Origin of the sequence: uncultured Brevundimonas sp. (genome assembly GCF_937863155.1) — a bacterium.
Lineage (GTDB): Bacteria > Pseudomonadota > Alphaproteobacteria > Caulobacterales > Caulobacteraceae > Brevundimonas.
On record NZ_CALMFB010000077.1, the window covers coordinates 25,736 to 45,946 of the forward strand.

Genomic DNA, 20,211 nt, shown 5'->3' on the forward strand with positions numbered 1-20,211 from the left:
TGCGCGACCGGGGCTATATGCGCCATCGCCGCAGCAGGCGTTCGCCGCGCGCGTCGGGGACCTGTGCGCCCCGCCGTCCAGCGCGCGACCGCGCAACCGGATTGTCGGGCGGCAATGACCAGAGGAACCTCCCATGCCGTCGATCGACAGCCTCAAGACCCGTCAGGATCTCTCCGTCGGGCGCAAGAAATACGCCTATTACAGCCTTCCGGCCGCCGAGGAAGCGGGTCTGGCCGGGATTTCCCGCCTGCCGCGCTCCATGAAGGTGCTGCTGGAGAACCTGCTGCGCAACGAGGACGGGGTTTCCGTCACCGAGGCCGACCTGAAGGCCGTGGCCGCCTGGATCGACAACAAGGGCGCCGTCGAACACGAGATCGCCTTCCGTCCGGCCCGCGTGCTGATGCAGGATTTCACCGGGGTTCCGGCCGTGGTCGACCTGGCCGCCATGCGCGACGCCATGACCAGCCTGGGCGCCGACCCGACCAAGATCAATCCGCTGAACCCCGTCGATCTGGTCATCGACCACTCGGTGATGGTGGACCATTTCGGCGATTCCAAAGCCTTCGCCCAGAACGTCGAGCGGGAGTACGAGCGCAACATCGAGCGTTACCGCTTCCTGCGCTGGGGCTCGTCGGCCTTCAACAATTTCCGCGTCGTGCCGCCGGGCACCGGCATCTGCCACCAGGTCAACCTGGAGAACCTGGCCCAGACGGTCTGGACCGCCGACGAGGGCAAGAAGACCGTCGCCTATCCCGACACCGTCGTGGGCACCGACAGCCACACCACCATGATCAACGGCCTGGCCGTTCTGGGCTGGGGCGTGGGCGGCATCGAGGCCGAGGCCGCCATGCTGGGCCAGCCCATCCCCATGCTGATCCCCGAGGTCGTCGGCTTCAAACTGACCGGCGCCCTGCCCGAGGGCACGACGGCCACCGACCTGGTGCTGACCGTCACCCAGATGCTGCGCAAGAAGGGCGTGGTCGGCAAGTTCGTGGAATTCTTCGGCCCGGCCATCGCCGGCATGACCATCGAAGACCAGGCGACCATCGCCAACATGGCCCCCGAGTATGGCGCGACCTGCGGCTTCTTCCCGGTGTCGAAGGCGACCATCGACTATCTGACCGCCACCGGCCGCGACAAGGCGCGCGTCGCCCTGGTCGAAGCCTACGCCAAGGCGCAAGGCCTGTGGATCGACGAGACCAGCGAAGACCCGGTCTTCACCGATGTGCTGGAACTGGACATCTCGACCGTCGTGCCGTCGCTGGCGGGTCCCAAGCGTCCGCAGGACCGGGTGCTGCTGACCGAGGCCGCGTCCTCGTTCCAGACCTGCCTGGCCGACATGTTCGCCCGTCCGGCCGAGGCCGAGCGGGTTCAGGTCGAAGGTGAGAAATTCACCGTCGGCGACGGCGACGTCGTGATCGCCGCCATCACCAGCTGCACCAACACCTCCAACCCGTCGGTCCTGATCGCCGCCGGTCTGGTGGCGCGCAAGGCCAACGCCTTGGGTCTGAAGGTCAAGCCGTGGGTCAAGACCTCGCTGGCGCCCGGATCTCAGGTGGTCACCGACTATCTGACCGACGCGGGCCTGCAAAAGGATCTGGACGCCCTGGGCTTCAACCTGGTCGGCTATGGCTGCACCACCTGCATCGGCAACTCCGGCCCGCTGGACCCGGCCATCTCCAAGGCGATCAACGACGCCGATCTGGTGGCCTGTTCGGTTCTGTCGGGGAACCGCAATTTCGAAGGCCGGGTGAACCCGGACGTGCGCGCCAACTACCTGGCCTCGCCGCCGCTGGTGGTGGCCTACGCCCTGGCCGGGTCGATGCACATCGACCTGACGACCCAGCCGATCGGCCAGGACAAGAAGGGCAAGGACGTCTTCCTGAAGGACATCTGGCCCACCAGCCAGGAAATCGCCGACATCCAGAAGAAGTCGGTCACCCCGGCCATGTTCGCCAAACGCTACAAGGACGTGTTCAAGGGCGACAAGCACTGGCAGGCCATCAAGGTCGAGGGCGGCCAGACCTACGCCTGGGACGACGCCTCGACCTATGTTCAGAACCCGCCCTATTTCGACGGCCTGTCGATGACCCCGGCGCCGGTGACCGACATCGTGGAGGCCCGCATCCTGGGCATCTTCGGCGACAGCATCACCACCGACCACATCAGCCCGGCCGGTTCGATCAAGAAGGCCTCGCCCGCCGGGGCCTATCTGACGGCGCACGATGTGGACGCTCTGGACTTCAACAGCTACGGCGCGCGCCGCGGCAACCACGAAGTCATGATGCGCGGCACCTTCGCCAACATCCGCATCCGCAACAAGATCACGCCGGACATCGAGGGCGGGGTGACCCGGCATTTCCCGTCGGGCGACACCATGTCGATCTATGACGCGGCCATGCGGTATCAGTCGGAGGGGCGTCCGCTGGTCGTCTTCGCCGGCAAGGAATACGGCACCGGCTCGTCGCGCGACTGGGCGGCCAAGGGCACGCGTCTCCTGGGCGTTCGCGCCGTCATCGCCGAAAGCTATGAGCGCATCCACCGGTCGAACCTGATCGGCATGGGCGTGGTGCCGCTGCAGTTCAAGCAGGACGGCTGGCTGAAGCTGGGCCTGACGGGCGAAGAGATCGTCACCATCCGCGGCCTGACCGACGCCAACATCGGCAAGCTGAAGCCGCGCCAGGATCTGTGGGTCGAGATGTTCCGTCCTTCGGACGGCAAGATGGCCCGCTTCCCGGTCCGCTGCCGCATCGATAACCAGACCGAGCTGGACTATCTGAAGGCCGGCGGCGTCATGCCCTACGTCCTGCGCAACCTGGCCGGCGGCCCGGTCGCGGCCGAGGCAGCGGAGTAATCGGCCTCAAATAGCGAGCCGCCGCGCGGCGAGCGTTAGGCCAAGAACACGGCCTTAAGCCGCGAGGCTCCGCGAGCCGAGCGATAGGCCAGGAACACGGCCTCAAGCGAGCCGCGAAGGCCAAACAAAGAAGCCCCGACGGAGCGATCCGCCGGGGCTTTTTTCTGTGCTTGGCTTCATAGGCGACACCAGCAGAAAGGGCGGGCCCGTCGCCGGACCCGCCCTTCCCTTGGTCTCAACCTGAACGGCTGGCTGACCGGACGTCTGATGGACTTCCTTAGAAGTCCATGTCGCCAGCTGGATCGGCGCAAGACCGACCCAGCCGGGTTTCTCGATGGGCGTCGTATGGACTTCCTTAGAAGTCCATGTCGCCCATGCCGCCCATACCGCCGCCCGGCATGCCGCCGGCGCCGCCGGCCGAGGCCTTCTTCGGCGCATCGGCCACGGCCGCTTCGGTGGTGATCAGGATGCCGGCCACCGAGGCCGCATCTTGCAGGGCGGTGCGCACGACCTTGGCCGGGTCGATGACGCCCATCTTGACCAGGTCGCCGTACTCTTCGGTCTGGGCGTTGAAGCCGAACGAAGCGTCCTTGTTCTCCAGCACCTTGCCGACCACGATCGAGCCTTCGACCCCGGCGTTTTCCGAGATCTGACGGATCGGGGCCTGCAGGGCGCGGCGCACGATGGCGACGCCGGCGTTCTGGTCGGCGTTGTCGCCGGTCACGCCGTCCAGCTTGGCCGAGGCCTTCAGCAGGGCGATGCCGCCGCCCGGAACGATGCCTTCATCGGCCGCCGCGCGGGTGGCGTTCAGGGCGTCGTCGACGCGGTCCTTCTTCTCCTTGACCTCGACCTCGGTCGAACCGCCGACGCGCAGCACCGCCACGCCGCCGGCCAGCTTGGCCAGGCGTTCCTGCAGCTTCTCCTTGTCGTAGTCCGAGGTGGTGTCCTCGATCTGCTTCTTGATTTGGCCGACGCGGGCTTCGATGCCCTCCTTGTCGCCCGAGCCTTCGACGATGGTGGTGTCGTCCTTGGTGATCTGGACCTTCTTGGCCTTGCCCAGCATGTCCAGGGTGACGGTCTCCAGCTTGATGCCCAGGTCTTCCGAGATCACCTGGCCGCCGGTCAGGACGGCGATGTCCTCCAGCATGGCTTTGCGGCGGTCGCCGAAGCCCGGCGCCTTGACCGCCGCGACCCGCAGGCCGCCACGCAGCTTGTTGACCACCAGGGTGGCCAGGGCCTCGCCCTCGATGTCCTCGGCCACGATGACCAGCGGGCGGCCCGACTGGACCACCGCTTCCAGCACCGGCAGCATCGGCTGCAGGCTGGTCAGCTTCTTCTCGTGCAGCAGGATCAGAGGCTCCTCGAGGACGGCCTCCATCTTGTCGGCGTTGGTGATGAAGTAGGGCGACAGATAGCCGCGGTCGAACTGCATGCCCTCGACGATGTCGACGGTGGTTTCGGCGGTCTTGGCTTCTTCGACGGTGATGACGCCTTCATTGCCGACCTTCTGCATCGCCTCGGCGATCAGGGCGCCGACTTCGGCGTCGCCATTGGCCGAGATGGTGCCGACCTGGGCGATTTCCGAGTTGTCCGACACCGGCTTGGAGCTGGACTTGATCTCTTCCAGAACCACGGTCACGGCCTTGTCGATGCCGCGCTTCAGATCCATCGGATTCATGCCGGCGGCCACGGCCTTCAGGCCTTCCTGGACGATGGCCTGGGCCAGGACGGTGGCGGTGGTGGTGCCGTCGCCCGCCTTGTCATTGGTCTTGGAGGCGACCTCGCGGATCATCTGGGCGCCCATGTTCTCGAAGGCGTCTTCCAGCTCGATCTCCTTGGCCACCGAGACGCCGTCCTTGGTCGAGCGCGGGGCGCCGAAGGACTTCTGGATCACGACGTTGCGGCCCTTGGGGCCCAGGGTCACCTTGACGGCGTTGGCGAGGACGTTGACGCCGCGCAGCATCTTGTCGCGCGCGTCGGTGTTGAACAGTACGGTCTTGGCGGCCATTGCGGGCTGCTCCTTAAATGTCTGAATTCGTGGAAAAGAAAGTCAGGCGTCGGGTGCTTAGGACAGCACGCCCAGGACGTCCGATTCCTTCATGATGATCAGGTCTTCACCGTCGATCTTGACCTCGGTGCCCGACCATTTGCCGAACAGGATGCGGTCGCCGGCCTTCAGTTCCAGGGCGTTGACCTTGCCGGAGTCATCGCGGGCGCCGGGGCCGACCGAGACCACTTCGCCTTCCTGCGGCTTTTCCTTGGCGGTGTCGGGGATGATGATCCCGCCCTTGGTCTTGGACTCTTCTTCAACGCGCTTGACCAGCACGCGGTCGCCGAGCGGACGAAACGCCATCTGTCTTCTCCCTTTGGGGTCTTCGAATGAAACCTTGGCCTTCAGGGGCGCAGCTTTGGCAGCCGCTGCCCCCGAGTGCTAATGCGGCCGGGAGTTAGGCAGCGGGGGCGGGGGCGTCAAGGGCTCAGGAGCGTCAAGGGCGACCGGTGCGGCGAATGAACCGAAAATGAACGACCGCCCCCGGCTTCGTTCAAGCGCGGCGGTTCACAAGGGTCATCAACGCCCGACATCCCGGGCGACGCGAACCCAGAGGAGATGCGTCATGAAGATCGTTAAAAGCATGGGTGTCCTGTCCGCCGGCGCCGTCGCCCTGACCCTGGGCCTGGCGGCCGCCGCCCCGGCCGAGGCCCAGTCGTACCGCGACTATCGCGACCGCGACCGTGATCGGTCCAGCAGCTCCAGCGACGTTCTGGTCGGCGCCGTGATCGGCGCGGTGGCCGGCGCCGCGGCGGGCAATGGCGACGGCTCCTACATCCTGGGCGGCGCCCTGGCGGGTGCGGCCATCGGCGCCGCCACCAGCAACGACCGCGACGACTGCAACTATTACCGCGGCGGCCGCTGCTATCGGAACCAGGGCCACTGGGAACGCGATCACGGCATCAACAGTCGCGACCGGGGCTATGACCGCCGCGACCACCGCCGCTATGGCGGGGACCGCGACCGTTACCGCGACCGCCGCGACTATCGCTACGAACGCCGCTGGTAAGGCGCGTTCGTGATCTGAAAAGAAAGGCGGGCGCATCCAGCGTCCGCCTTTTTCATTGCCCCGCCAGGGTCCAGGCCGTGCGGACCTGAAGGCCGAACACCCGCCGCCCCCGGTCCAGGGCCGGCACGCTCTCGCCGCCCTGACGCGCCGCATCCAGGCGCGAGCGCACCGCCTCGCCGGTCTGGCGGATCAGGGCCATCGCCTCGCTGTCCCGACCCGTGTCCAGGCGGTTCTGTGCCATATCGTTGGCCCGGCGCACCCGGTCGGGATGGGCGGGCGACAGCCGCGCCTCGCTCAGCGCCAGGGCGCGCACATACAACGGCTCCGCCGCCGCCGGGCCTTGCAGGGCCGCCGTGGATCGCGCCAGGGCGTTGACCGTCCAGGCGGTCTGCACATGGTCGGCGCCGATGCTGCGTTCATAGCGGCCCAGAGCGTCGCCCAGCACCGTGGCCGCCTCGGCGTGGCGCTCCATGTCCTGCAGGGCGCCGGCCAGATTGGCCCAGGCCCCGGCGGTGTCTTCATGCTCGGCGCCCAGCAGGGCCTCAACCTCCTGGGCCGCCTGGCGCAGGGTCGGCTCGGCCTCGGCGGCGCGGCCCTGCTGGTGAATGACCCGGCCCAGGTTCGAGCGGATGGCCGCCGCGGCCGCGGCCCGGCCTTGAGCCTCGGCGATCTTCAGCGCCCGGCGATGCAGGCGTTCCGCATCGTCGAACCGCCCCTGCGCATCGCGCAGCGCGCCCAGGGCGTTCAGGCTGATGGCCACCGGATAGGCGTCGGCGCCATACAGCCGCTCCTTCAGCGCCACCGCCTGGGCCAGCACGGTTCCGGCGCGGTCGTAGCGGTGCGTCTCCTGATAGACCAGGCCCAGTTCGTCCAGCACCGGCGCCGCCGCGTCCGCATCCGGCCCGCCCAGCTGGGCCAGGGCCTGAACCAGCACCGTCTCAGCCTCGGCGTAGTCGCCCTGTTCGACCAGGCTGAGGCCCAGCGCGCGGCGCGCCTGGCCCTGGGCCGCCGGATCGCCGGACCGGTCGGCATGGGTCACCGCCAGCCGCGCCAGTCGCAGCGCCTCGGGCCAGTCCGAGCCATTGCCGTGGTCGATGGCCGCCGCCCCGGCCGCAGCCGCCGCCCGCGCCCAGTTCTGGTTGGCCTCGAACACCGCCAGAGCCTCGGCCCACAGGCTCCAGGCGTCGTCGCCCGGCGTGCGCGACCGGGCATAGGCCAGGGCGTACAGGGCCTCGCCCACCGCGTCCGTTCCCGGCGTCTCAGCGCGCGTCAGGGTCAGCGCCTCTTCATAGGCCGCCTCGGCGTCGGCCCAGCGCCGTTCCGCCATCGCCGCCGCGCCGCGATCGCGCGCCGCCTGCGCGTCAGAAACCTGGCCCCAGGCCGGGGCGGCGGCCAGCATCGCCGCTGCGCCCATCACCAGAACGGACAGGCCGCCCCCCCTCATGACAGGCGCTGCATCAGGGCCGCCGTGGACGGGTCCAGTCCGGCCGAGGGCGCGCCCGCCGCCACGTCGTTCAGGATCGCCTTGGCCAGCACCTTGCCCAGTTCGACCCCCCACTGGTCGAAACTGTTGATGTCCCACACCACGCCCTCGACGAAGGTCTTGTGCTCATAAAGGGCGATCAGGGCGCCCAGGCTTTGGGGCGTGATCCGGTCCATGACGATGGCGGTGGACGGCCGGTCGCCCACAAAGGCCCGGTGCGGCGCCAGCCGGTCCGCCTCGGCCGCATCCATCCCTCCGGCGACCATCTCGGCCCGCGCCTGATCCGCCGTCTTTCCGACCATCAGGGCCTGCATCTGGGCCAGGGCGTTGGCCCACAGGGGGCTTTCGCTGTCTTCGCCATGCGTCCGGGCCACGATCACGAACTCGGCCGGAACCACCTCTGGCCCCTGATGGATCTGCTGGAAGAAGGCGTGCTGGCCGTTGGTGCCCGGTTCGCCGAACACGACCGGACAGGTCCCGTGCGTCACGCCCGATCCGTCGCGCGTCACCCGCTTGCCGTTCGATTCCATCTCCAGCTGCTGCAGGAAGGCCGGCAGGCGGCGCAGGGCGTGGGCATAGGGGGCCACGGTGCGCGCGCGCCGTCCGCGCCCATCGACATTATAGACCTGGGCCAGGGCCAGCAGCACCGGCGCATTGCCCTCCAGCGGCGCGGTCAAGAAATGTCCGTCCATCGCCGCCGCCCCGTCCAGAAGGCCCTGGAACACCTCCCAGCCCAGGCCGATGGCGCACGACAGCGACACCGCCGACCACAGGGAATAGCGCCCGCCGACCCAGTCGCGGAACGCAAAGGTCCGCCCGCATCCGAAGGCTTCGGCCCGGTCCGGCGCCGCCGTGACGCCGATGAAATGCGGCGCGATGGCCGCCCCCTTCAGCCCCGCCGCCAGCCAGGCCCTGGCCGCCTGGGCGTTGGCCAGCGTCTCCTGCGTGGTGAAGGTCTTGGAGACCACGATCACCAGGGTCGTCTCGGGGTCCAGCCCGGTCAGGGCCTCGGCCATGTCGCGCGGGTCGATATTGGCCACGAAGCGCAGATCGATGGCCGGCTCCAGCGGTCGCAGGGCGTCCCACACCAGGCGCGGCCCCAGGTCCGATCCGCCGATGCCGACATGGACCACGGCCCGGAACGCCCGGCCCGTCGCCCCGGTCGCGGCGCCCGAGCGCACGGCGGCGGCGTAGTCGGCCATGGCGGCGCGCACGGCCTGGACCTCGCCCGACACCGGTTCGCCCAGGGCCCGGAAATCCGCCCCGTCCGGCGCGCGCAGGGCGGGGTGCAGCACCGCCCGCCCCTCGGTCCCGTTCACCGCCTCGCCCGCGAACAGGGCCGCGCGCCGCCCCGCGACGTCCGCCGCCCGCGCCAGGTCCAGCGCCGCCTGCATCCCCTCCAGGCTCCAGGCCTGTTTCGACAGGTCCAGCGTCAGACCCGCCGCCTCGACCGTCATCCGCGCCAGGCGGTCCGGCTCGGCCGCAAACCGGTCGGCGATGCGCCCGCCCGCATCGCGCGTCGCCACGACCTTCAGGGCGTCCCAGGCGGCGGCGGTCGCATCGGTCATGGCGCGGTCTCTCATGGTGAACCCTTCGTTTACGGGCCGGGCGTATGCCGGTTCAACCGCGAATCCGTGTCGGAGCCTTCGTCCATGTCCTGTGGTCTCGCCCTCGCCGCCGCCCTGATGCTGTCCAACCCCGATGTGGCGGCCGCCGCCCTGGTCCCGCCGCCCGCGCCCGACGCGCCGGTGTCGGTGGCGGGCGAGCCCCTGTTCGCCGACATCGTGGCCCGGTCGATCCGGCTGAAGGGGCTGGTCGACGGCTGGGGCGGGGTGCGCCCGGCGGCCGAAGCCTTCGCCGCCTTCCGGCTTGAGGCCGAGGCCCTGGCCGCCCTGGATCTACAGGGGCATCTGGTGCTGAAGGAGCGCGGCGTGGACGGCGACCTGAAATGCATCCTGCGCGGCATTTCCGAAGACATGCCCAAACGTCTGGACGCCCTGCAGGCCGCGACCTCGGCCGACGAACAGGCCGTCGCCGCCTCGGAGCTGGCCTATCTGCTGGACGACAACGCCGCCGTCATCACGGCGCCGCCCCAGCCGGAGGTTTAGGGACGGTCCTGATTGCGAGCCGCGCCGGGATTCCGCGAGACCCCATGATGCTTGAACAGGTGAAGCAAGTCTTGCAGGCAGCCCACCGTCACTGGCTGGGCCGATTCGCAGGAACGGCGTTTCTGCCAGGCTGGTTGCTCGTCCTGGCTTCGATGCAGCATGGCCCTCCCGAGTTGATTTCAGCCCTGTCGCCATTCGTGTTGGGCGTCATAAATGCTGGCGCCCTTCTGGTGGTCGGTCTCACTCTATGGGTCATGAGCGACCAAGACCGGTCGCAACGGCTGAGGGAATTTCGCGTCGCCGAAGCCCCCGTCAGCTCGTCGCTTCAGAAGGGGTTGAGGTTCGTTGGCGCCGCCGCCTTTCTGGCAGGCGCCTACCAGGCAGTGATGGATTTCGATGTATTCCACCCACTGCTTCAGTCCCTGGCTCGCACAACGTCCCTAGACCTGTCGTCGTGGGAAGCGTTGCTCGTACTATGCGCCTTCCAGTTCATCGTCTCTCTCGCGGAAGCCTTCCTGCCGCCGCGTGACTAATTCCAGAACGGCCTACGTCTGCTCATCCGCATACTTCACCGCACAGCCATAGGGCTGGGCAAAGGCCGTGCGCACGGCGCGACCGGCCTTCAGGTCGTTCAGGGCGGCGCGGACGAAATTGTTGGCGCCCTCCAGATCCTCGACCTTGTTGGTCGGGCGGTCGTCTATGCCGCCGACGAAGACCAGGCGCCCTTCAGGATCGATCACCCGCATGTCGGGCGTGGTCTTGGCGTCGTACAGACGGCCGATCTGACCGGTGGGGTCCAGCAAAAGGTGGGTGGCCGCGCCATTGGTGCGGCTGGTCCAGTCGCGGGCCTCCTGCCCCTCGACAAACCCTTGCGTGCCCGGCGCCGAGGAGATGATGGTCAGCCACACGATCCCGTCGGCCACGGCCTGGCGCTGCAGGGCCTGCATGGCGCCGGTGTAGTGTTTCTTCACATAGGGGCAGCCCTCGTTGGTCCATTCCAGGACCACCGTCTTGCCGCGGAAATCGGCCAGGGACCGCTGGACCCCTTGGGCGTCCACCAGGGTGAAGTTCGGCGCCATGGCCCCCGGCTGGCCGCCCGATCCGGGCGCGGCGGCCACGGCGGCGGCGGGCGTGGGTTCGGTCTTGACGTCCGTCTTGTCGGCGGCGGGCTGGCAGGCGGCCAGGGTCAGCGCCGAAGCGGCGATCAGGGTCAGGCGGATCATGGGCGTCTCCCTCTGTTCGACCGCCAGTATGCGCGCAAACCGGGGGATGTCGCTGCGACCATCTGCGTCACAAGCCGGCATTGCCGATTCACGCCCTGCCCTGCGTGACCTGGCGACACCCGACTTGTTCTGGATCAATTAATAATCGATCCTGGTTCGAGGATCGGCGATAGACTGCTGTTCTGTCTTATAAATCATGGTGCGAGTGCGGCGCAGCCGCCCTGCGAGGAGGGGAAACCCATGGAAGGCAAGATACTTGGGATCAACGCCGCAGACGGTTCGGGCGCGATTTCCGGCGACGATGGCCAGCGTCATAATTTTTCCATGAGCGACTGGCGCGGCGACCGCCCGCCCGCCGTGGGCATGAAGGTCGATTTCGAGAGTGAGGGCGGCATAGCCCGGGACATCTACCCCCTCGGCGTCGCAGCGTTCGCAGGACCGGCCAAGGTCTTTTCGGGCGGTTCGGCGGCCCCTGCAGCCTCCGGTTCCGGTTCTGGTTCCGGGGGCCCGGTCGGCGGTTCGATCGTCGACAAGCTGAAATCTCAGCTGACGACGACGCTGGCCTTCCCCCTGGCCCTGATCGTGGTCATCGCCTTCTTCCTGCCCGCCATCTCGGGAATGGACGAATCGTTCAACCAGTTCGACCTGGGCAAACAGGCCAAGGCGGTGGGCGCCCAGATTGCGGATACCGACATCAACGCCCGCACGGCGCAGATGGATCAGGACCTGCAAAACATCGACCAGGATATCGCGCGCCAGAGAAACGCGGCGGCGAACGATATCTATGGCATGCCCTTCGCCTCATACGACGTCAGCCACCTCGAAGAACGCAAGACCCAGATCCAGCAGGAACGGGCCGCCCTGGCCAAATCCGCCGGATCGATCGGCATGCTGAAAACCACCATCAGCGCCTTCATGCTCCGGTTCGGGGCTCTGGCCGCGGCGCTGGCGCTTCTGTGGATGAGTTGGTCGTCCCACCGCCTGACCTCCAAATGGTCGCTGGTGACGGGCGGTCTGTCCCTGGTCACCGCCGCCCTGGTCTTCGCCTTCGAGTCTGGAACCAAGGCCGCCATGCGCATCGACGAAGTCGTGACCATGCTTGACGATGCTCAGATCGACGCGGCCATTTCGGTGGGGATCGGGACCTGGCTCATCATCGCGGCCGGTGTCGCGCTGATCGCCTCGGGCCTGGGCTTCATCCGCAATCCTCTGGCGGGACGATAGGGTCAGACCCGCACCGGCGCGTGGCCCCTGCGCGGGTCACGCGCCGTCCATGGCGGACGTTCAGGCCGCCGCATCACGGCTTCAGCTGATCCATCACCAGCCCATCGGTCAGCAGTTGCGGCAGGATGCGCGGCTCGGCCTGGCCCGGCCGATACAGCAGATACAGCGGCACGCCCGAACGGCCGTGACGTTCCAGCTCGCGGGTGATGGCGTCGTCGCGGCGGGTCCAGTCGCCGACCAGATAGACCGCGTTCGCCTGCTCCATCGCCCTCGCCAGGCGCGGCGACGACAGGGCCGTGCGCTCATTGATCTTGCAGGTCACGCACCAGTCGGCGGTGAAGTTGACCAGCACCGGCCGCCCCTCGCTCAAGGCCGCCTGAACCGCCTGGGGCGACCAGGGTTGCGACGCCAGGGCGGCCCCTGAGGTCGCGGTCTCGGCGGCCGGATCTGGCGCGATACGGGCGGCGACGGCGGTCACCGCGACGGCGGCGATCAGGCTCAGGGCCGCCGCGACGGCGCTGACGACGGCGGTTCCGCCCTCGGCCCGGCGCGCCTGGTTGATCCCGACCAGCCACAGGCCGAAGGCCGCGAACAGGGCGCCGATCAGCAGCAGGCCCAGGGCCTCCGCCCCCGTCTGGCGGGCGAACACCCACAGAAGCCAGGCCGCCGTGGCGTACATCGGAAAGGCCAGGACGCCGCGCAGCCGCTCCATCCACGGCCCCGGACGCGGCAGCCGATCCAGCAGGCCGGGCGTCAGGCTGACCGCCAGATAGGGCAGGGCCAGGCCCAGGCCCAGCATCAGGAACACCGCCATGGCCGCCGGCCACGGCATGACCAGGGCCGCCCCCAGGGCCGCGGCCATGAAGGGGGCGGTGCAGGGCGCGGCCACCACCACCGCCAGCACCCCGGTGAAGAAGGCGCCGGTTCCGCCCGGCAGGCGGCTGAACCGTCCGCTCCCTGCGGCCTGCAATCCCGCGCCCATGCCGAAGACCCCCGACAAGTTCAGCCCGACCGCCAGCATCAACAGAGTCAGGGCGCCGGTCGCCATCGGGCTTTGCAGCTGGAAGCCCCAGCCCACCGCCTGACCCGCCGCCCGCAGGCCCAGCAGCACGCCCGCCAGAACGGCGAAGGCGACCAGAACCCCGGCCAGGAACATCACCCCATCGCGCCGCGCCTCGGCCCGGTCATGGGCGCCGCGCGCCAGCGCCGCCGCCTTCATGGCCAGCACCGGAAACACGCAGGGCATCAGGTTCAGCACCAGCCCGCCCAGCAGCGCCAGCAGCGCCGCCTGGAGAAGGCCGCCCAGGCTCCAGGCGCCCGATGTCGTCTTGGCTTCGGGATCGGCCAGGGCCGCGCCGCCCGACGCGCCCTCAAGCGCCGGTCCGGCCTGGGCCGTCACAGACCAGGCGCCGCGATCGGTCTGCAGCAGACCCTCGATCCCCTGGGCCAGAACCTCCGGCGTCAGGCCGCGCCCGGCGGTCAGTGTCAGGCTCAGCCCGTCCGGCCCCGCCACACCCGGCTGGACCGCCGCATGGTCGATGACCCCGCCCTTGAACGGAAAGAACCAGGCCCAGGCCACCGGCCCTTCGGCCAGGGGGCCGCCGGTCGCCGACAGTGTCAGGGCCTGGCCCTCCTGCGTGATCCGCGCCTGGATCGGCGCCGGGCGCGGGGCCTGGGTCAAGGTGCGCTCCACCGCCGCCCCGTGCGCGGCGTCCAGCGGCGCCGCCCCCTCGCGCACCGGCAGGTCCAGCGCCAGGGTCAGCGGTTCGGGCACGCACATTTCGTCGCTGCACACCAGGAACAGGGCCTCGACCTTCAGCGGCAGCACGCTTCCCGGCCGGGCCGAGGCCGGAACCTCGATCGGGACCGGCAGATAGACGACATCGGAATAGCCGTAGTTCATCAGCGACATCAGCCGCTGGCGTTCCGGCGCGGGCCAGACGATCTCGCCCGCCGTCGCGCCGGACGGCAAGGTCCAGTCCAGGCTTGTCGCCCCGCCGGAATCGCCCGGATTACGCCAGTAGGTGTGCCAGCCCGGCGCGATCTTCTGGCGCACGGCCACCACGGCGGTCGATCCCGGCGCGGCCCAGGCGCTCATGGCCACCAGTTCGGCCTCGATCCGCTCGGTGCGCTGGGGGCCGAACCCGACCGGGGCGCGGATCGCCGCCGGGCTCTGTTGCGGCGCCCGGGCCTGGGCGGCATCAGCCGCTCCCGACAAACCCAGCACCAGGATCAGAACGGACAACAGGGCGGCGAACGGGCGCAAGGGGCGAACCTCGTCGGGAAACAGGATCAGGCGCCGGAACCTTAGTCGCCCGGCCCCGTCGCCGCCATCCGGCGCAGGCCCGCCATCTCGCCGCAGCCGGGGCGGCTCAGCGCGGTTCGGCCTCGACGATCACCTCGGTGCGGCGGCGCAGGGGTTCGTTGATCCCGCCCGCTGCGGCCCCCGTGTCGCCCGCGGCGCCCACGTCGAACGCCGGCGCCGGCCAGCCCTGCGCCTCCAGCGCCTCGACCACCGCCATGGCGCGGCGCTGCGACAGGGTCAGATTGCTCTGGGCCGTGCCGCTGCGGGCGTCGGCCAGGCCGGTGACCCGCACATGTTTGATCCGGCACGGCTGCAGCTGCGTCGCCGTCAGCGCCATGGCCTGGCGCGCGGCCGACGTCAGCCGCGCCTCGTTCTCGTCGAAATAGACTTCGAACGTCCGCGTGCCGCAGGCGCCGGGCGTGGTCACCAGCGCCTCCCGATCCCGAAACACGCCGTTGGCCGCCCCGCACCCCGAAACCGCCACGGCCGCCAGCGTCGCCGCGACCATCCAGATCCTGCCCATGCCTGAACCCTCCTGAAACTCAGCCCGCGCTCACTAAACCCCGCCCCGGCGCGCATGAAAAGGGCGGCGCACCCTGATGCGCCGCCCCCTTCGAGAATGTGATCGGGATCAGTAACGGCGCTGGCCGTTCTCCCAGTAACATTCGGTCTGCCGGTTATCGTAGCAGTAGTAATAGCGGCCTTCGCGATCGCGATAGCGCTGCTGGTTGTTGCGGTCCTGGGCCGAACCACGGATGGCGCCGGCGGCGCCGCCCACGACGGCGCCGATGGCCGCGCCCCGGCCGGCGTTGCCGCTGCCGGTGTTGTTGCCGATGATGGCGCCCACGACGGCGCCCGCAGCGGCGCCGGCCGCGCCCTGACGGACGGTTTCGTTCGGGCCGCTGTTGTAGCCGTAAGGATCGCTGGCGCAGGCCGAAGCCAGCAGACCGGCGCCGGCGATGGCGATGATGGCCTTGTTCATGGTGATTTCCTTATCCCTCGGGTTCGCCCCGGAGGAGAGAACGCTGGATTACGGCTCAGGTTCCCACGCCTATGATCGCGGTTAAGGCTGTATTAAGCTGCCGGCCGGGCATGACGCCCTGTCCGGCGTCGCATTGCGTAACGAGGGGGTTTCCTGATGCGTTTTCCTGAACCGGTCCGCATGGCGGACGGAGACAGCGGTCCGGTGTGGGCCCGCAAGGGCCGTCGCTCCAGCGGCAATCCGATCGTCGGCGTCCTGATCACCCTTCTGGCCCTGTTCGGCGCCATCAGCATGGTGATGGGGATCAAGGAACGGTCCTTCTCGGCCGGCGGCGCCGTGATCGACGGCTGGGTGTCGGGCGCCTGGAACGGCGCGCGCCAACTGGCGGGTCAGGCCCCCGAAGCCGCCGAAAAGGCCGCTGACGAAGCCGAACAGACCGCCGCCAAGGCCGGCGACGCGCTTCAGGCCGGGGCGGCCACGGCCGCCGAGGAAATCAAGAAGTCCTGACGCGGGCGGGCGACGCGGAACATCGCCGCCCCGCAGGCGTTGGGGCGGCATGTCCGCAACCTTGACCGATGGGGGGCCGGTCGCCGAAACGTCCGCCGACGCGCCCGATGATACGAACGCCGCCGCCTCTGGCGCCGCAGTGCTGACGCCGCATGTTCCGCTGACCAAGGCGGTGCTGCTGTTCAATCCGGCGTCCGGCAGCGTGGGCCCGAACGTAGAGGCCGAGGCGCGGGCGATCTTCGACGCCTATGGTCTGGCCGCCGAACTGCAGGCGCTGTCGGGCGATTTCGACGCGACGCTGGACGCGGCCTTCGCCGCCGAACCGGATGTGATCTTCGTGCTGGCCGGCGACGGCACCGCGCGGTCGGTCGCCTCGCGCGCCGGGCCGGACGGGCCGCTGGTCGCACCCCTGCCGGGCGGCACCATGAACATGCTGCCCAAGGCGCTTTACGGCACCACCGACTGGCAAGCGGCCCTGCGGTCGGCGCTGGAGGCGGGCGAGGCGCGCTTCGTCGCCGGCGGGCGGGTGGGCGCCGAACCGCCCTTCTATTGCGCGGCCATCCTGGGTTCGCCCGCCCTGTGGGCACCGGCGCGCGAGGCGGTGCGCAGCGGCCGACTGGGCCTGGCCTGGGCCCATGCCCGCCGGGCGTTGAAGCGCGCCTTCTCGGGCCGCATCCGGTTCAGCCTGGACGGCTCGCGCCCGCGCCGGGCCGAGGCTCTGGTGCTGATCAGTCCGATGATCTCGCGCGCCATGGACGAGCCGGTGGGCCTGGAGGCCGCCGCCATGGACCCCGGCCACGCGGCCGACGCCTTCCGACTGGCGGCGCATGCCCTGTTCGACGACTGGCGCCACGATCCGGCCGTCACCGCCCGCCCGGCCAAGCGCGCGGTGGTCAGCGCCCGCTCGCGCATTCCAGCGGTGATCGACGGCGAGCCGGTGATGCTGGACCGCGAAGAGGCCATCAGCTTCGTGCCGCGCGCCTTCCGCGCCCTGGCGCCGCGCCCGCCCCAGACCCCGCCGCCCGTGGGCGAAGGCGTCCTGTGACGGGTCGCGTCCTGCAATTCTCGGACGTGCATTTCGGCTGCGAGCATCCGAACGCCTGCGCCGCCGCCCTGAACTACGCCCACGCCAACCCGGCGGATCTGGTGCTGATCACCGGCGACATCACGCAAAAAGGCTTTCCCGACGAATTCGCCGCCGCCGGGGCATGGATCCGCGCCATGCCCGAGCCGGTGTTCGTCACCGTGGGCAATCACGACGTGCCCTATTGGGATGTGGCGGCGCGTCTGTTCTGGCCGTGGCGCGCGTTCGAGGCGGCGACCGGTCACCCGGCGCACGATCATCAGTTCCTGTCGGACGCCGTCATGGTGCGTGGCGTGACCACCGCGCGCGGATGGCAGGCGCGGATGAACTGGTCCAAGGGGGTCATCGACCTGGACCAGACCCGGCGCGCGGCCGAGGCGTTGCGGAATGCGCCGGTGGGCGCCCTGCGCATCCTGGCCTGCCACCACCCGCTGATGGAGATGATCGGCGCGCCCATGACCGGCGAGGTCAAGCGCGGCGACCAGGCGGCCCTGATCTTCGCCGAGGCGGGGGTCGATCTGGTGATGACGGGTCATGTGCATGTGCCCTTCGCCCTGCCGATCGATCTGTCGGACCGATGCTCCTACGCCATCGGCTGCGGGACGCTGTCGCGGCGTGAACGGGGCGCCCCGCCCAGCTTCAATCAGATCGACTGGGACGCAAAAGAGATCACGGTGACGGTGATGGCCTGGATAGACGGCGCCTATGGTCCGCATCAGACCTGGTGCCTGCCGCGTCGTCAGGACACCCGGCGCGCCGCCACCGCCCCCGATCCGGCCCAGCCCGGCGACCTGGAAGCCGCCGTCCGCTGACGCCCCCTTCGGACCAAGGAAAAGGCCGCGACCTTTCGGATCGCGGCCTTGTCGTTTCTATCGCGCGATTGCGCTCGTCAGACGGGCGGGCCGCCGCGCTTCAGGCCGCCGGTCAGGAACGACACGACCAGCAGGATCAGGAAGACCACGAACAGAACATAGGCGATGTTCATGGACAGTCCGGCCACGCCGCCTGCGCCCAGAGCGCCGGCGACAAGGGCCAGGACCAGAAAGATAAGAGCCCAGCGAAGCATGGAATTTTCCTCCGTTCATTGATGCCTGATCAACGTCTGGAGGAGCCGGGCGTTCCGACGATTCAGCGGCGCCGGCCGTGCGGTTTTTCGGTGAAGGCGGCCGCCACCATGGTGGCCAGGGCCGGATTGCGCAGGAAGATGAACCCCCCCGCCAGCGCCGCCACCGCGCCCAGGATCGGCCGCTGACGGAACAGGTGGAAGGCGCGTTCGCCCAGGCCCATGGGTTCGTCCTCGACCACCGGCTCGTCGTCCTGGCGGGCGGCGAAGATCACGGCGGCGACGACGCCGATGACCGCAAAGGTCAGGGCCGTCAGGGCCGCGGCCGCCAGGGGCGGCAGGACCAGACACAGGGCGTAGAATTCGGTCGCGCCCAAAGAGACCACGACAACGATGGCGCAGGCCGCCGCCACCGCGGCGGCGGCCGCCTTCTTCACCAGCCCCCGGCCCAGCATCAGCGGCGCCGACCGGCCAGAAGCAGACCCAGGATCACACCGACGCCCAGGGCGATTCCGGTCGACTGCAGCGGACGCTCCTGAACCCGTTCGGTCAGATAGCGCTGGGCCTCGTCCAGGCGCTCGGCGGCGTCGTCGTAGTATTCGCGGCCGCGCACGCGGGCCTCGTCATAATATTCGCGGGCCTGCTGGCGGGCCTGTTCGCTGCGGGCGCGCAGCTCGGCGCCGGCTTCGGACGCCTTCTGGCGCACGCGGGCCTCGGCCGCGCTGGCCTTTTCGCGCAGACGCTGGGTCTCTTCGCGGGCTCCGACCTTCAGATCCTCCTTGAGGGTCTTCAGATCGTTCTTGATGTCTTCTCTCGCCTTGGTCGTGGCCATGATGCGCGCTCCGGTCTTAAGCTTGACGGTTAGATAGGCAACCCCGCACGAAAACGCCACACCACCGCTGCGGTTCCCGCAATGCACCATGGGGCGGCGGATTGACACAAGGGGCGGCCGTGGCCACTCGTGACGGCCATGACCTGGCTTTATCCGCCCGCCGAGACCCCGTCCCTGCCCATCGCGGGGCGGATCGAACGGTTCGCGGTGCGCCGCATCCTGTGCGTGGGCCAGAATTACGCCGCCCACGCCCGCGAAATGGGCCATGAGCGGGCCGAACCCTTCTTCTTCTCCAAGCCGGCCGACGCCCTGGTCGCCGACGGCGCCGATCCGGCCTATCCGCCCGCCACCAACGATCTGCATCACGAGGTCGAACTGGTCTGCGCCATCGGGCCGGGCGGGTGCATCGTCGGCTGGGCCGTGGGCTGCGACCTGACCCGGCGCGATCTTCAGGCGGCGGCCAAGGCCAAGGGCCGACCGTGGGACGCGGCCAAGGGGTTCGACCAGTCGGCGCCGTGCGGCCCCCTGACCCTGGGCGACCTGCCCGATCCTGCGGCCGAGATCGCCCTCAGCGTCAATGGCGAGCGGCGCCAGGCGGGGCGGCTGGACGACATGGTCTGGCGGCCGGACGAGATCGTTCAGAAGGCCGGGACGCTGTGGACCCTCCAGCCTGGCGATCTGATCTTCACCGGCACCCCCGAAGGCGTCGGTCCCCTGGTCGCCGGCGACCGGGTGATGGCCACCATCGGCGGTCTGCAACCCCTGAGCTTCATGGTGCGATCATGATCCTGCATGGCTACTGGCGGTCGGGCACCAGCTATCGCACCCGCATCGCACTGAATCTGAAGGGCCTGGCCTATGAACAGCGCGGGATCGACCTGCGCCAGGGCGATCAGAAGGCCGACGCCTATCTGGCCCTGAACCCGCAGGGGCTGGTTCCGGCGCTGGAGGTGGAGGGCGCCGTCCTGATCCAGAGCCCGGCGATCCTGGAATGGCTGGAAGACACGCATCCCATGCCGCCTCTGCTGCCGGCCGATGCTCTGGGCCGGGCGCAGGTGCGGGCCATGGCGGCAGTGGTCGGCTGCGACATCCATCCGCTGAACAATCTGCGGGTGCTGAAGGCGTTGCGCGAAGGCTTCAGCGCCGATCAGGGCGCGACCGACGCCTGGGCCGCGCGGTGGATCGCGCCAGGGTTCGACACGCTGGAGGCCCTGGTGGCGCGCCATGGCGACGGCTGGTGTTTCGGCTCGGCCCCGACCGTGGCCGACTGTTATCTGATCCCCCAGATCTATTCGGCCCAGAGGTTCAATCTGGACCTGGCCCCCTGGCCGCGCCTTCGGGCCGTGGCGGCGGCGGCGGACGCCCACCCCGCCTTCCAGGCCGCCCACCCCGACCAACAGCCCGACGCCGACTGACACCCCCGACCGCCGTTCGCCCGGTAAGGGTTCGTAAGGGTCTCGCAGACGGTCCCTTAAACATTGTCGGTC

At 69.4% G+C, this 20,211-nt stretch carries 22 protein-coding genes; 10 read left to right on the top strand and 12 right to left on the bottom strand.

Features of this window, described 5'->3' with window-relative positions; genetic code table 11:
- Nucleotides 1-133 precede the first annotated feature (133 nt).
- Nucleotides 134-2,854, top strand: coding sequence for an aconitate hydratase AcnA (gene acnA / locus Q0581_RS14465; RefSeq protein ID WP_298701160.1), 2,721 nt, complete (start codon nt 134-136; stop codon nt 2,852-2,854).
- Between the two features lie 355 nt (nt 2,855-3,209).
- On the opposite strand, the gene groL is transcribed toward acnA, so the two are convergent.
- Nucleotides 3,210-4,862, bottom strand: coding sequence for a chaperonin GroEL (gene groL / locus Q0581_RS14470; RefSeq protein ID WP_298701161.1), 1,653 nt, complete (start codon nt 4,860-4,862; stop codon nt 3,210-3,212).
- 57 nt (nt 4,863-4,919) lie between these two features.
- Nucleotides 4,920-5,207, bottom strand: a complete 288-nt coding sequence (groES, locus tag Q0581_RS14475) for a co-chaperone GroES (protein ID WP_123288102.1) — start codon at nt 5,205-5,207, stop codon at nt 4,920-4,922.
- Between the two features lie 262 nt (nt 5,208-5,469).
- Between groES and Q0581_RS14480 the strand changes: the two genes are divergently transcribed.
- Nucleotides 5,470-5,913 (top strand): hypothetical protein, encoded by a 444-nt coding sequence (locus Q0581_RS14480; RefSeq protein WP_298701162.1) that lies wholly within the window; start codon nt 5,470-5,472, stop codon nt 5,911-5,913.
- Nucleotides 5,914-5,965: 52 nt separating this feature from the next.
- Here Q0581_RS14480 and Q0581_RS14485 read toward each other — a convergent pair whose 3' ends face one another.
- Both Q0581_RS14485 and pgi read right to left on the bottom strand, forming a co-directional pair.
- Complete coding sequence (locus Q0581_RS14485; RefSeq protein WP_298701163.1) at nt 5,966-7,357, bottom strand: tetratricopeptide repeat protein; 1,392 nt, start codon at nt 7,355-7,357, stop codon at nt 5,966-5,968.
- Nucleotides 7,354-8,964 carry a glucose-6-phosphate isomerase gene (gene pgi, locus Q0581_RS14490; RefSeq protein ID WP_298701164.1) on the bottom strand — a complete coding sequence of 537 codons (1,611 nt, stop codon included), beginning with the start codon at nt 8,962-8,964 and terminating at the stop codon, nt 7,354-7,356. The genes Q0581_RS14485 and pgi overlap by 4 nt, the downstream gene beginning before the upstream one ends.
- 84 nt (nt 8,965-9,048) lie before the next feature.
- Here pgi and Q0581_RS14495 point away from each other — a divergent pair, with 84 nt between their 5' ends.
- Together Q0581_RS14495 and Q0581_RS14500 are read left to right on the top strand one after the other, a co-directional pair.
- Nucleotides 9,049-9,504, top strand: a complete 456-nt coding sequence (locus Q0581_RS14495) for a hypothetical protein (protein ID WP_298701165.1) — start codon at nt 9,049-9,051, stop codon at nt 9,502-9,504.
- Between the two features lie 47 nt (nt 9,505-9,551).
- Nucleotides 9,552-10,037, top strand: coding sequence for a hypothetical protein (locus Q0581_RS14500; protein WP_298701166.1), 486 nt, complete (start codon nt 9,552-9,554; stop codon nt 10,035-10,037).
- A gap of 12 nt (nt 10,038-10,049) precedes the next feature.
- On the opposite strand, the gene Q0581_RS14505 is transcribed toward Q0581_RS14500, so the two are convergent.
- The gene (locus Q0581_RS14505; protein ID WP_298701167.1) at nt 10,050-10,727 is read right to left on the bottom strand and encodes a redoxin domain-containing protein; all 678 of its coding nucleotides are present in this window, start codon (nt 10,725-10,727) and stop codon (nt 10,050-10,052) included.
- 138 nt (nt 10,728-10,865) lie between these two features.
- A complete protein-coding gene (locus Q0581_RS14510; RefSeq protein WP_298701168.1) occupies nt 10,866-11,042 on the bottom strand; it encodes a hypothetical protein in 177 nt (58 codons plus the stop codon).
- A gap of 9 nt (nt 11,043-11,051) precedes the next feature.
- On the opposite strand from Q0581_RS14510, the gene Q0581_RS14515 reads away from it, so the two are divergent.
- The gene (locus Q0581_RS14515; RefSeq protein WP_298701169.1) at nt 11,052-11,951 is read left to right on the top strand and encodes a hypothetical protein; all 900 of its coding nucleotides are present in this window, start codon (nt 11,052-11,054) and stop codon (nt 11,949-11,951) included.
- 73 nt (nt 11,952-12,024) lie between these two features.
- Here Q0581_RS14515 and Q0581_RS14520 read toward each other — a convergent pair whose 3' ends face one another.
- The 3 genes from Q0581_RS14520 to Q0581_RS14530 all read right to left on the bottom strand — a co-directional run bounded on the left by Q0581_RS14520 (nt 12,025) and on the right by Q0581_RS14530 (nt 15,238).
- Nucleotides 12,025-14,217, bottom strand: a complete 2,193-nt coding sequence (locus Q0581_RS14520; protein ID WP_298701170.1) for a thioredoxin family protein — start codon at nt 14,215-14,217, stop codon at nt 12,025-12,027.
- A gap of 106 nt (nt 14,218-14,323) precedes the next feature.
- A complete protein-coding gene (locus Q0581_RS14525; protein ID WP_298701171.1) occupies nt 14,324-14,779 on the bottom strand; it encodes an OmpA family protein in 456 nt (151 codons plus the stop codon).
- 108 nt (nt 14,780-14,887) lie between these two features.
- On the bottom strand, nt 14,888-15,238 hold the full coding sequence (locus tag Q0581_RS14530) for a YMGG-like glycine zipper-containing protein (protein ID WP_298701172.1): 351 nt from the start codon (nt 15,236-15,238) through the stop codon (nt 14,888-14,890).
- A 156-nt stretch (nt 15,239-15,394) separates the two neighbouring features.
- On the opposite strand from Q0581_RS14530, the gene Q0581_RS14535 reads away from it, so the two are divergent.
- Genes Q0581_RS14535 through Q0581_RS14545 form a run of 3 tightly spaced genes read left to right on the top strand, consistent with a single transcriptional unit; the run spans nt 15,395 to nt 17,641 of the window.
- Nucleotides 15,395-15,745, top strand: coding sequence for a hypothetical protein (locus Q0581_RS14535; RefSeq protein WP_298701173.1), 351 nt, complete (start codon nt 15,395-15,397; stop codon nt 15,743-15,745).
- A gap of 49 nt (nt 15,746-15,794) precedes the next feature.
- Nucleotides 15,795-16,790, top strand: coding sequence for a diacylglycerol kinase family protein (locus Q0581_RS14540; RefSeq protein ID WP_298701174.1), 996 nt, complete (start codon nt 15,795-15,797; stop codon nt 16,788-16,790).
- A complete protein-coding gene (locus Q0581_RS14545) occupies nt 16,787-17,641 on the top strand; it encodes a metallophosphoesterase (RefSeq protein ID WP_298701175.1) in 855 nt (284 codons plus the stop codon). The genes Q0581_RS14540 and Q0581_RS14545 overlap by 4 nt, the downstream gene beginning before the upstream one ends.
- Before the next feature lie 77 nt (nt 17,642-17,718).
- Here Q0581_RS14545 and Q0581_RS14550 read toward each other — a convergent pair whose 3' ends face one another.
- The 3 genes from Q0581_RS14550 to Q0581_RS14560 all read right to left on the bottom strand — a co-directional run bounded on the left by Q0581_RS14550 (nt 17,719) and on the right by Q0581_RS14560 (nt 18,724).
- Nucleotides 17,719-17,895: a DUF1328 family protein gene (locus Q0581_RS14550; RefSeq protein WP_298701176.1), complete on the bottom strand. Its 177-nt coding sequence runs from the start codon at nt 17,893-17,895 to the stop codon at nt 17,719-17,721.
- Nucleotides 17,896-17,957: 62 nt separating this feature from the next.
- Nucleotides 17,958-18,347: a hypothetical protein gene (locus Q0581_RS14555; protein ID WP_298701177.1), complete on the bottom strand. Its 390-nt coding sequence runs from the start codon at nt 18,345-18,347 to the stop codon at nt 17,958-17,960.
- Entirely contained in the window at nt 18,347-18,724 is a 378-nt protein-coding gene (locus tag Q0581_RS14560) for a DUF883 domain-containing protein (RefSeq protein ID WP_298701178.1), read from the bottom strand. Before Q0581_RS14560 ends, Q0581_RS14555 begins: the two co-directional genes overlap by 1 nt.
- Nucleotides 18,725-18,862: 138 nt before the next feature.
- On the opposite strand from Q0581_RS14560, the gene Q0581_RS14565 reads away from it, so the two are divergent.
- The gene (locus Q0581_RS14565; RefSeq protein ID WP_298701179.1) at nt 18,863-19,510 is read left to right on the top strand and encodes a fumarylacetoacetate hydrolase family protein; all 648 of its coding nucleotides are present in this window, start codon (nt 18,863-18,865) and stop codon (nt 19,508-19,510) included.
- Complete coding sequence (gene maiA, locus Q0581_RS14570; RefSeq protein ID WP_298701180.1) at nt 19,507-20,139, top strand: maleylacetoacetate isomerase; 633 nt, start codon at nt 19,507-19,509, stop codon at nt 20,137-20,139. The genes Q0581_RS14565 and maiA overlap by 4 nt, the downstream gene beginning before the upstream one ends.
- The last annotated feature ends 72 nt before the right edge of the window (nt 20,140-20,211 follow it).

Bases quoted from the DNA above. Each gene is read 5' to 3' on its own strand.
- Q0581_RS14480 (WP_298701162.1), top strand. From the start codon at position 5,470: ATGAAGATCGTTAAAAGCATGGGTGTCCTGTCCGCCGGCGCCGTCGCC.
- Q0581_RS14555 (WP_298701177.1), bottom strand. From the start codon at position 18,347: ATGCTGGGCCGGGGGCTGGTGAAGAAGGCGGCCGCCGCCGCGGTGGCG.
- Q0581_RS14505 (WP_298701167.1), bottom strand. From the start codon at position 10,727: ATGATCCGCCTGACCCTGATCGCCGCTTCGGCGCTGACCCTGGCCGCC.
- Q0581_RS14500 (WP_298701166.1), top strand. From the start codon at position 9,552: ATGCTTGAACAGGTGAAGCAAGTCTTGCAGGCAGCCCACCGTCACTGG.
- Q0581_RS14495 (WP_298701165.1), top strand. From the start codon at position 9,049: ATGTCCTGTGGTCTCGCCCTCGCCGCCGCCCTGATGCTGTCCAACCCC.
- Q0581_RS14540 (WP_298701174.1), top strand. From the start codon at position 15,795: ATGTCCGCAACCTTGACCGATGGGGGGCCGGTCGCCGAAACGTCCGCC.
- Q0581_RS14510 (WP_298701168.1), bottom strand. From the start codon at position 11,042: ATGACGCTGGCCATCGTCGCCGGAAATCGCGCCCGAACCGTCTGCGGC.
- groL (WP_298701161.1), bottom strand. From the start codon at position 4,862: ATGGCCGCCAAGACCGTACTGTTCAACACCGACGCGCGCGACAAGATG.
- acnA (WP_298701160.1), top strand. From the start codon at position 134: ATGCCGTCGATCGACAGCCTCAAGACCCGTCAGGATCTCTCCGTCGGG.
- Q0581_RS14515 (WP_298701169.1), top strand. From the start codon at position 11,052: ATGAGCGACTGGCGCGGCGACCGCCCGCCCGCCGTGGGCATGAAGGTC.
- Q0581_RS14525 (WP_298701171.1), bottom strand. From the start codon at position 14,779: ATGGGCAGGATCTGGATGGTCGCGGCGACGCTGGCGGCCGTGGCGGTT.
- pgi (WP_298701164.1), bottom strand. From the start codon at position 8,964: ATGACCGATGCGACCGCCGCCGCCTGGGACGCCCTGAAGGTCGTGGCG.
- Q0581_RS14535 (WP_298701173.1), top strand. From the start codon at position 15,395: ATGCGTTTTCCTGAACCGGTCCGCATGGCGGACGGAGACAGCGGTCCG.
- Q0581_RS14550 (WP_298701176.1), bottom strand. From the start codon at position 17,895: ATGCTTCGCTGGGCTCTTATCTTTCTGGTCCTGGCCCTTGTCGCCGGC.
- Q0581_RS14560 (WP_298701178.1), bottom strand. From the start codon at position 18,724: ATGGCCACGACCAAGGCGAGAGAAGACATCAAGAACGATCTGAAGACC.
- Q0581_RS14485 (WP_298701163.1), bottom strand. From the start codon at position 7,357: ATGAGGGGGGGCGGCCTGTCCGTTCTGGTGATGGGCGCAGCGGCGATG.
- maiA (WP_298701180.1), top strand. From the start codon at position 19,507: ATGATCCTGCATGGCTACTGGCGGTCGGGCACCAGCTATCGCACCCGC.
- groES (WP_123288102.1), bottom strand. From the start codon at position 5,207: ATGGCGTTTCGTCCGCTCGGCGACCGCGTGCTGGTCAAGCGCGTTGAA.
- Q0581_RS14530 (WP_298701172.1), bottom strand. From the start codon at position 15,238: ATGAACAAGGCCATCATCGCCATCGCCGGCGCCGGTCTGCTGGCTTCG.
- Q0581_RS14565 (WP_298701179.1), top strand. From the start codon at position 18,863: ATGACCTGGCTTTATCCGCCCGCCGAGACCCCGTCCCTGCCCATCGCG.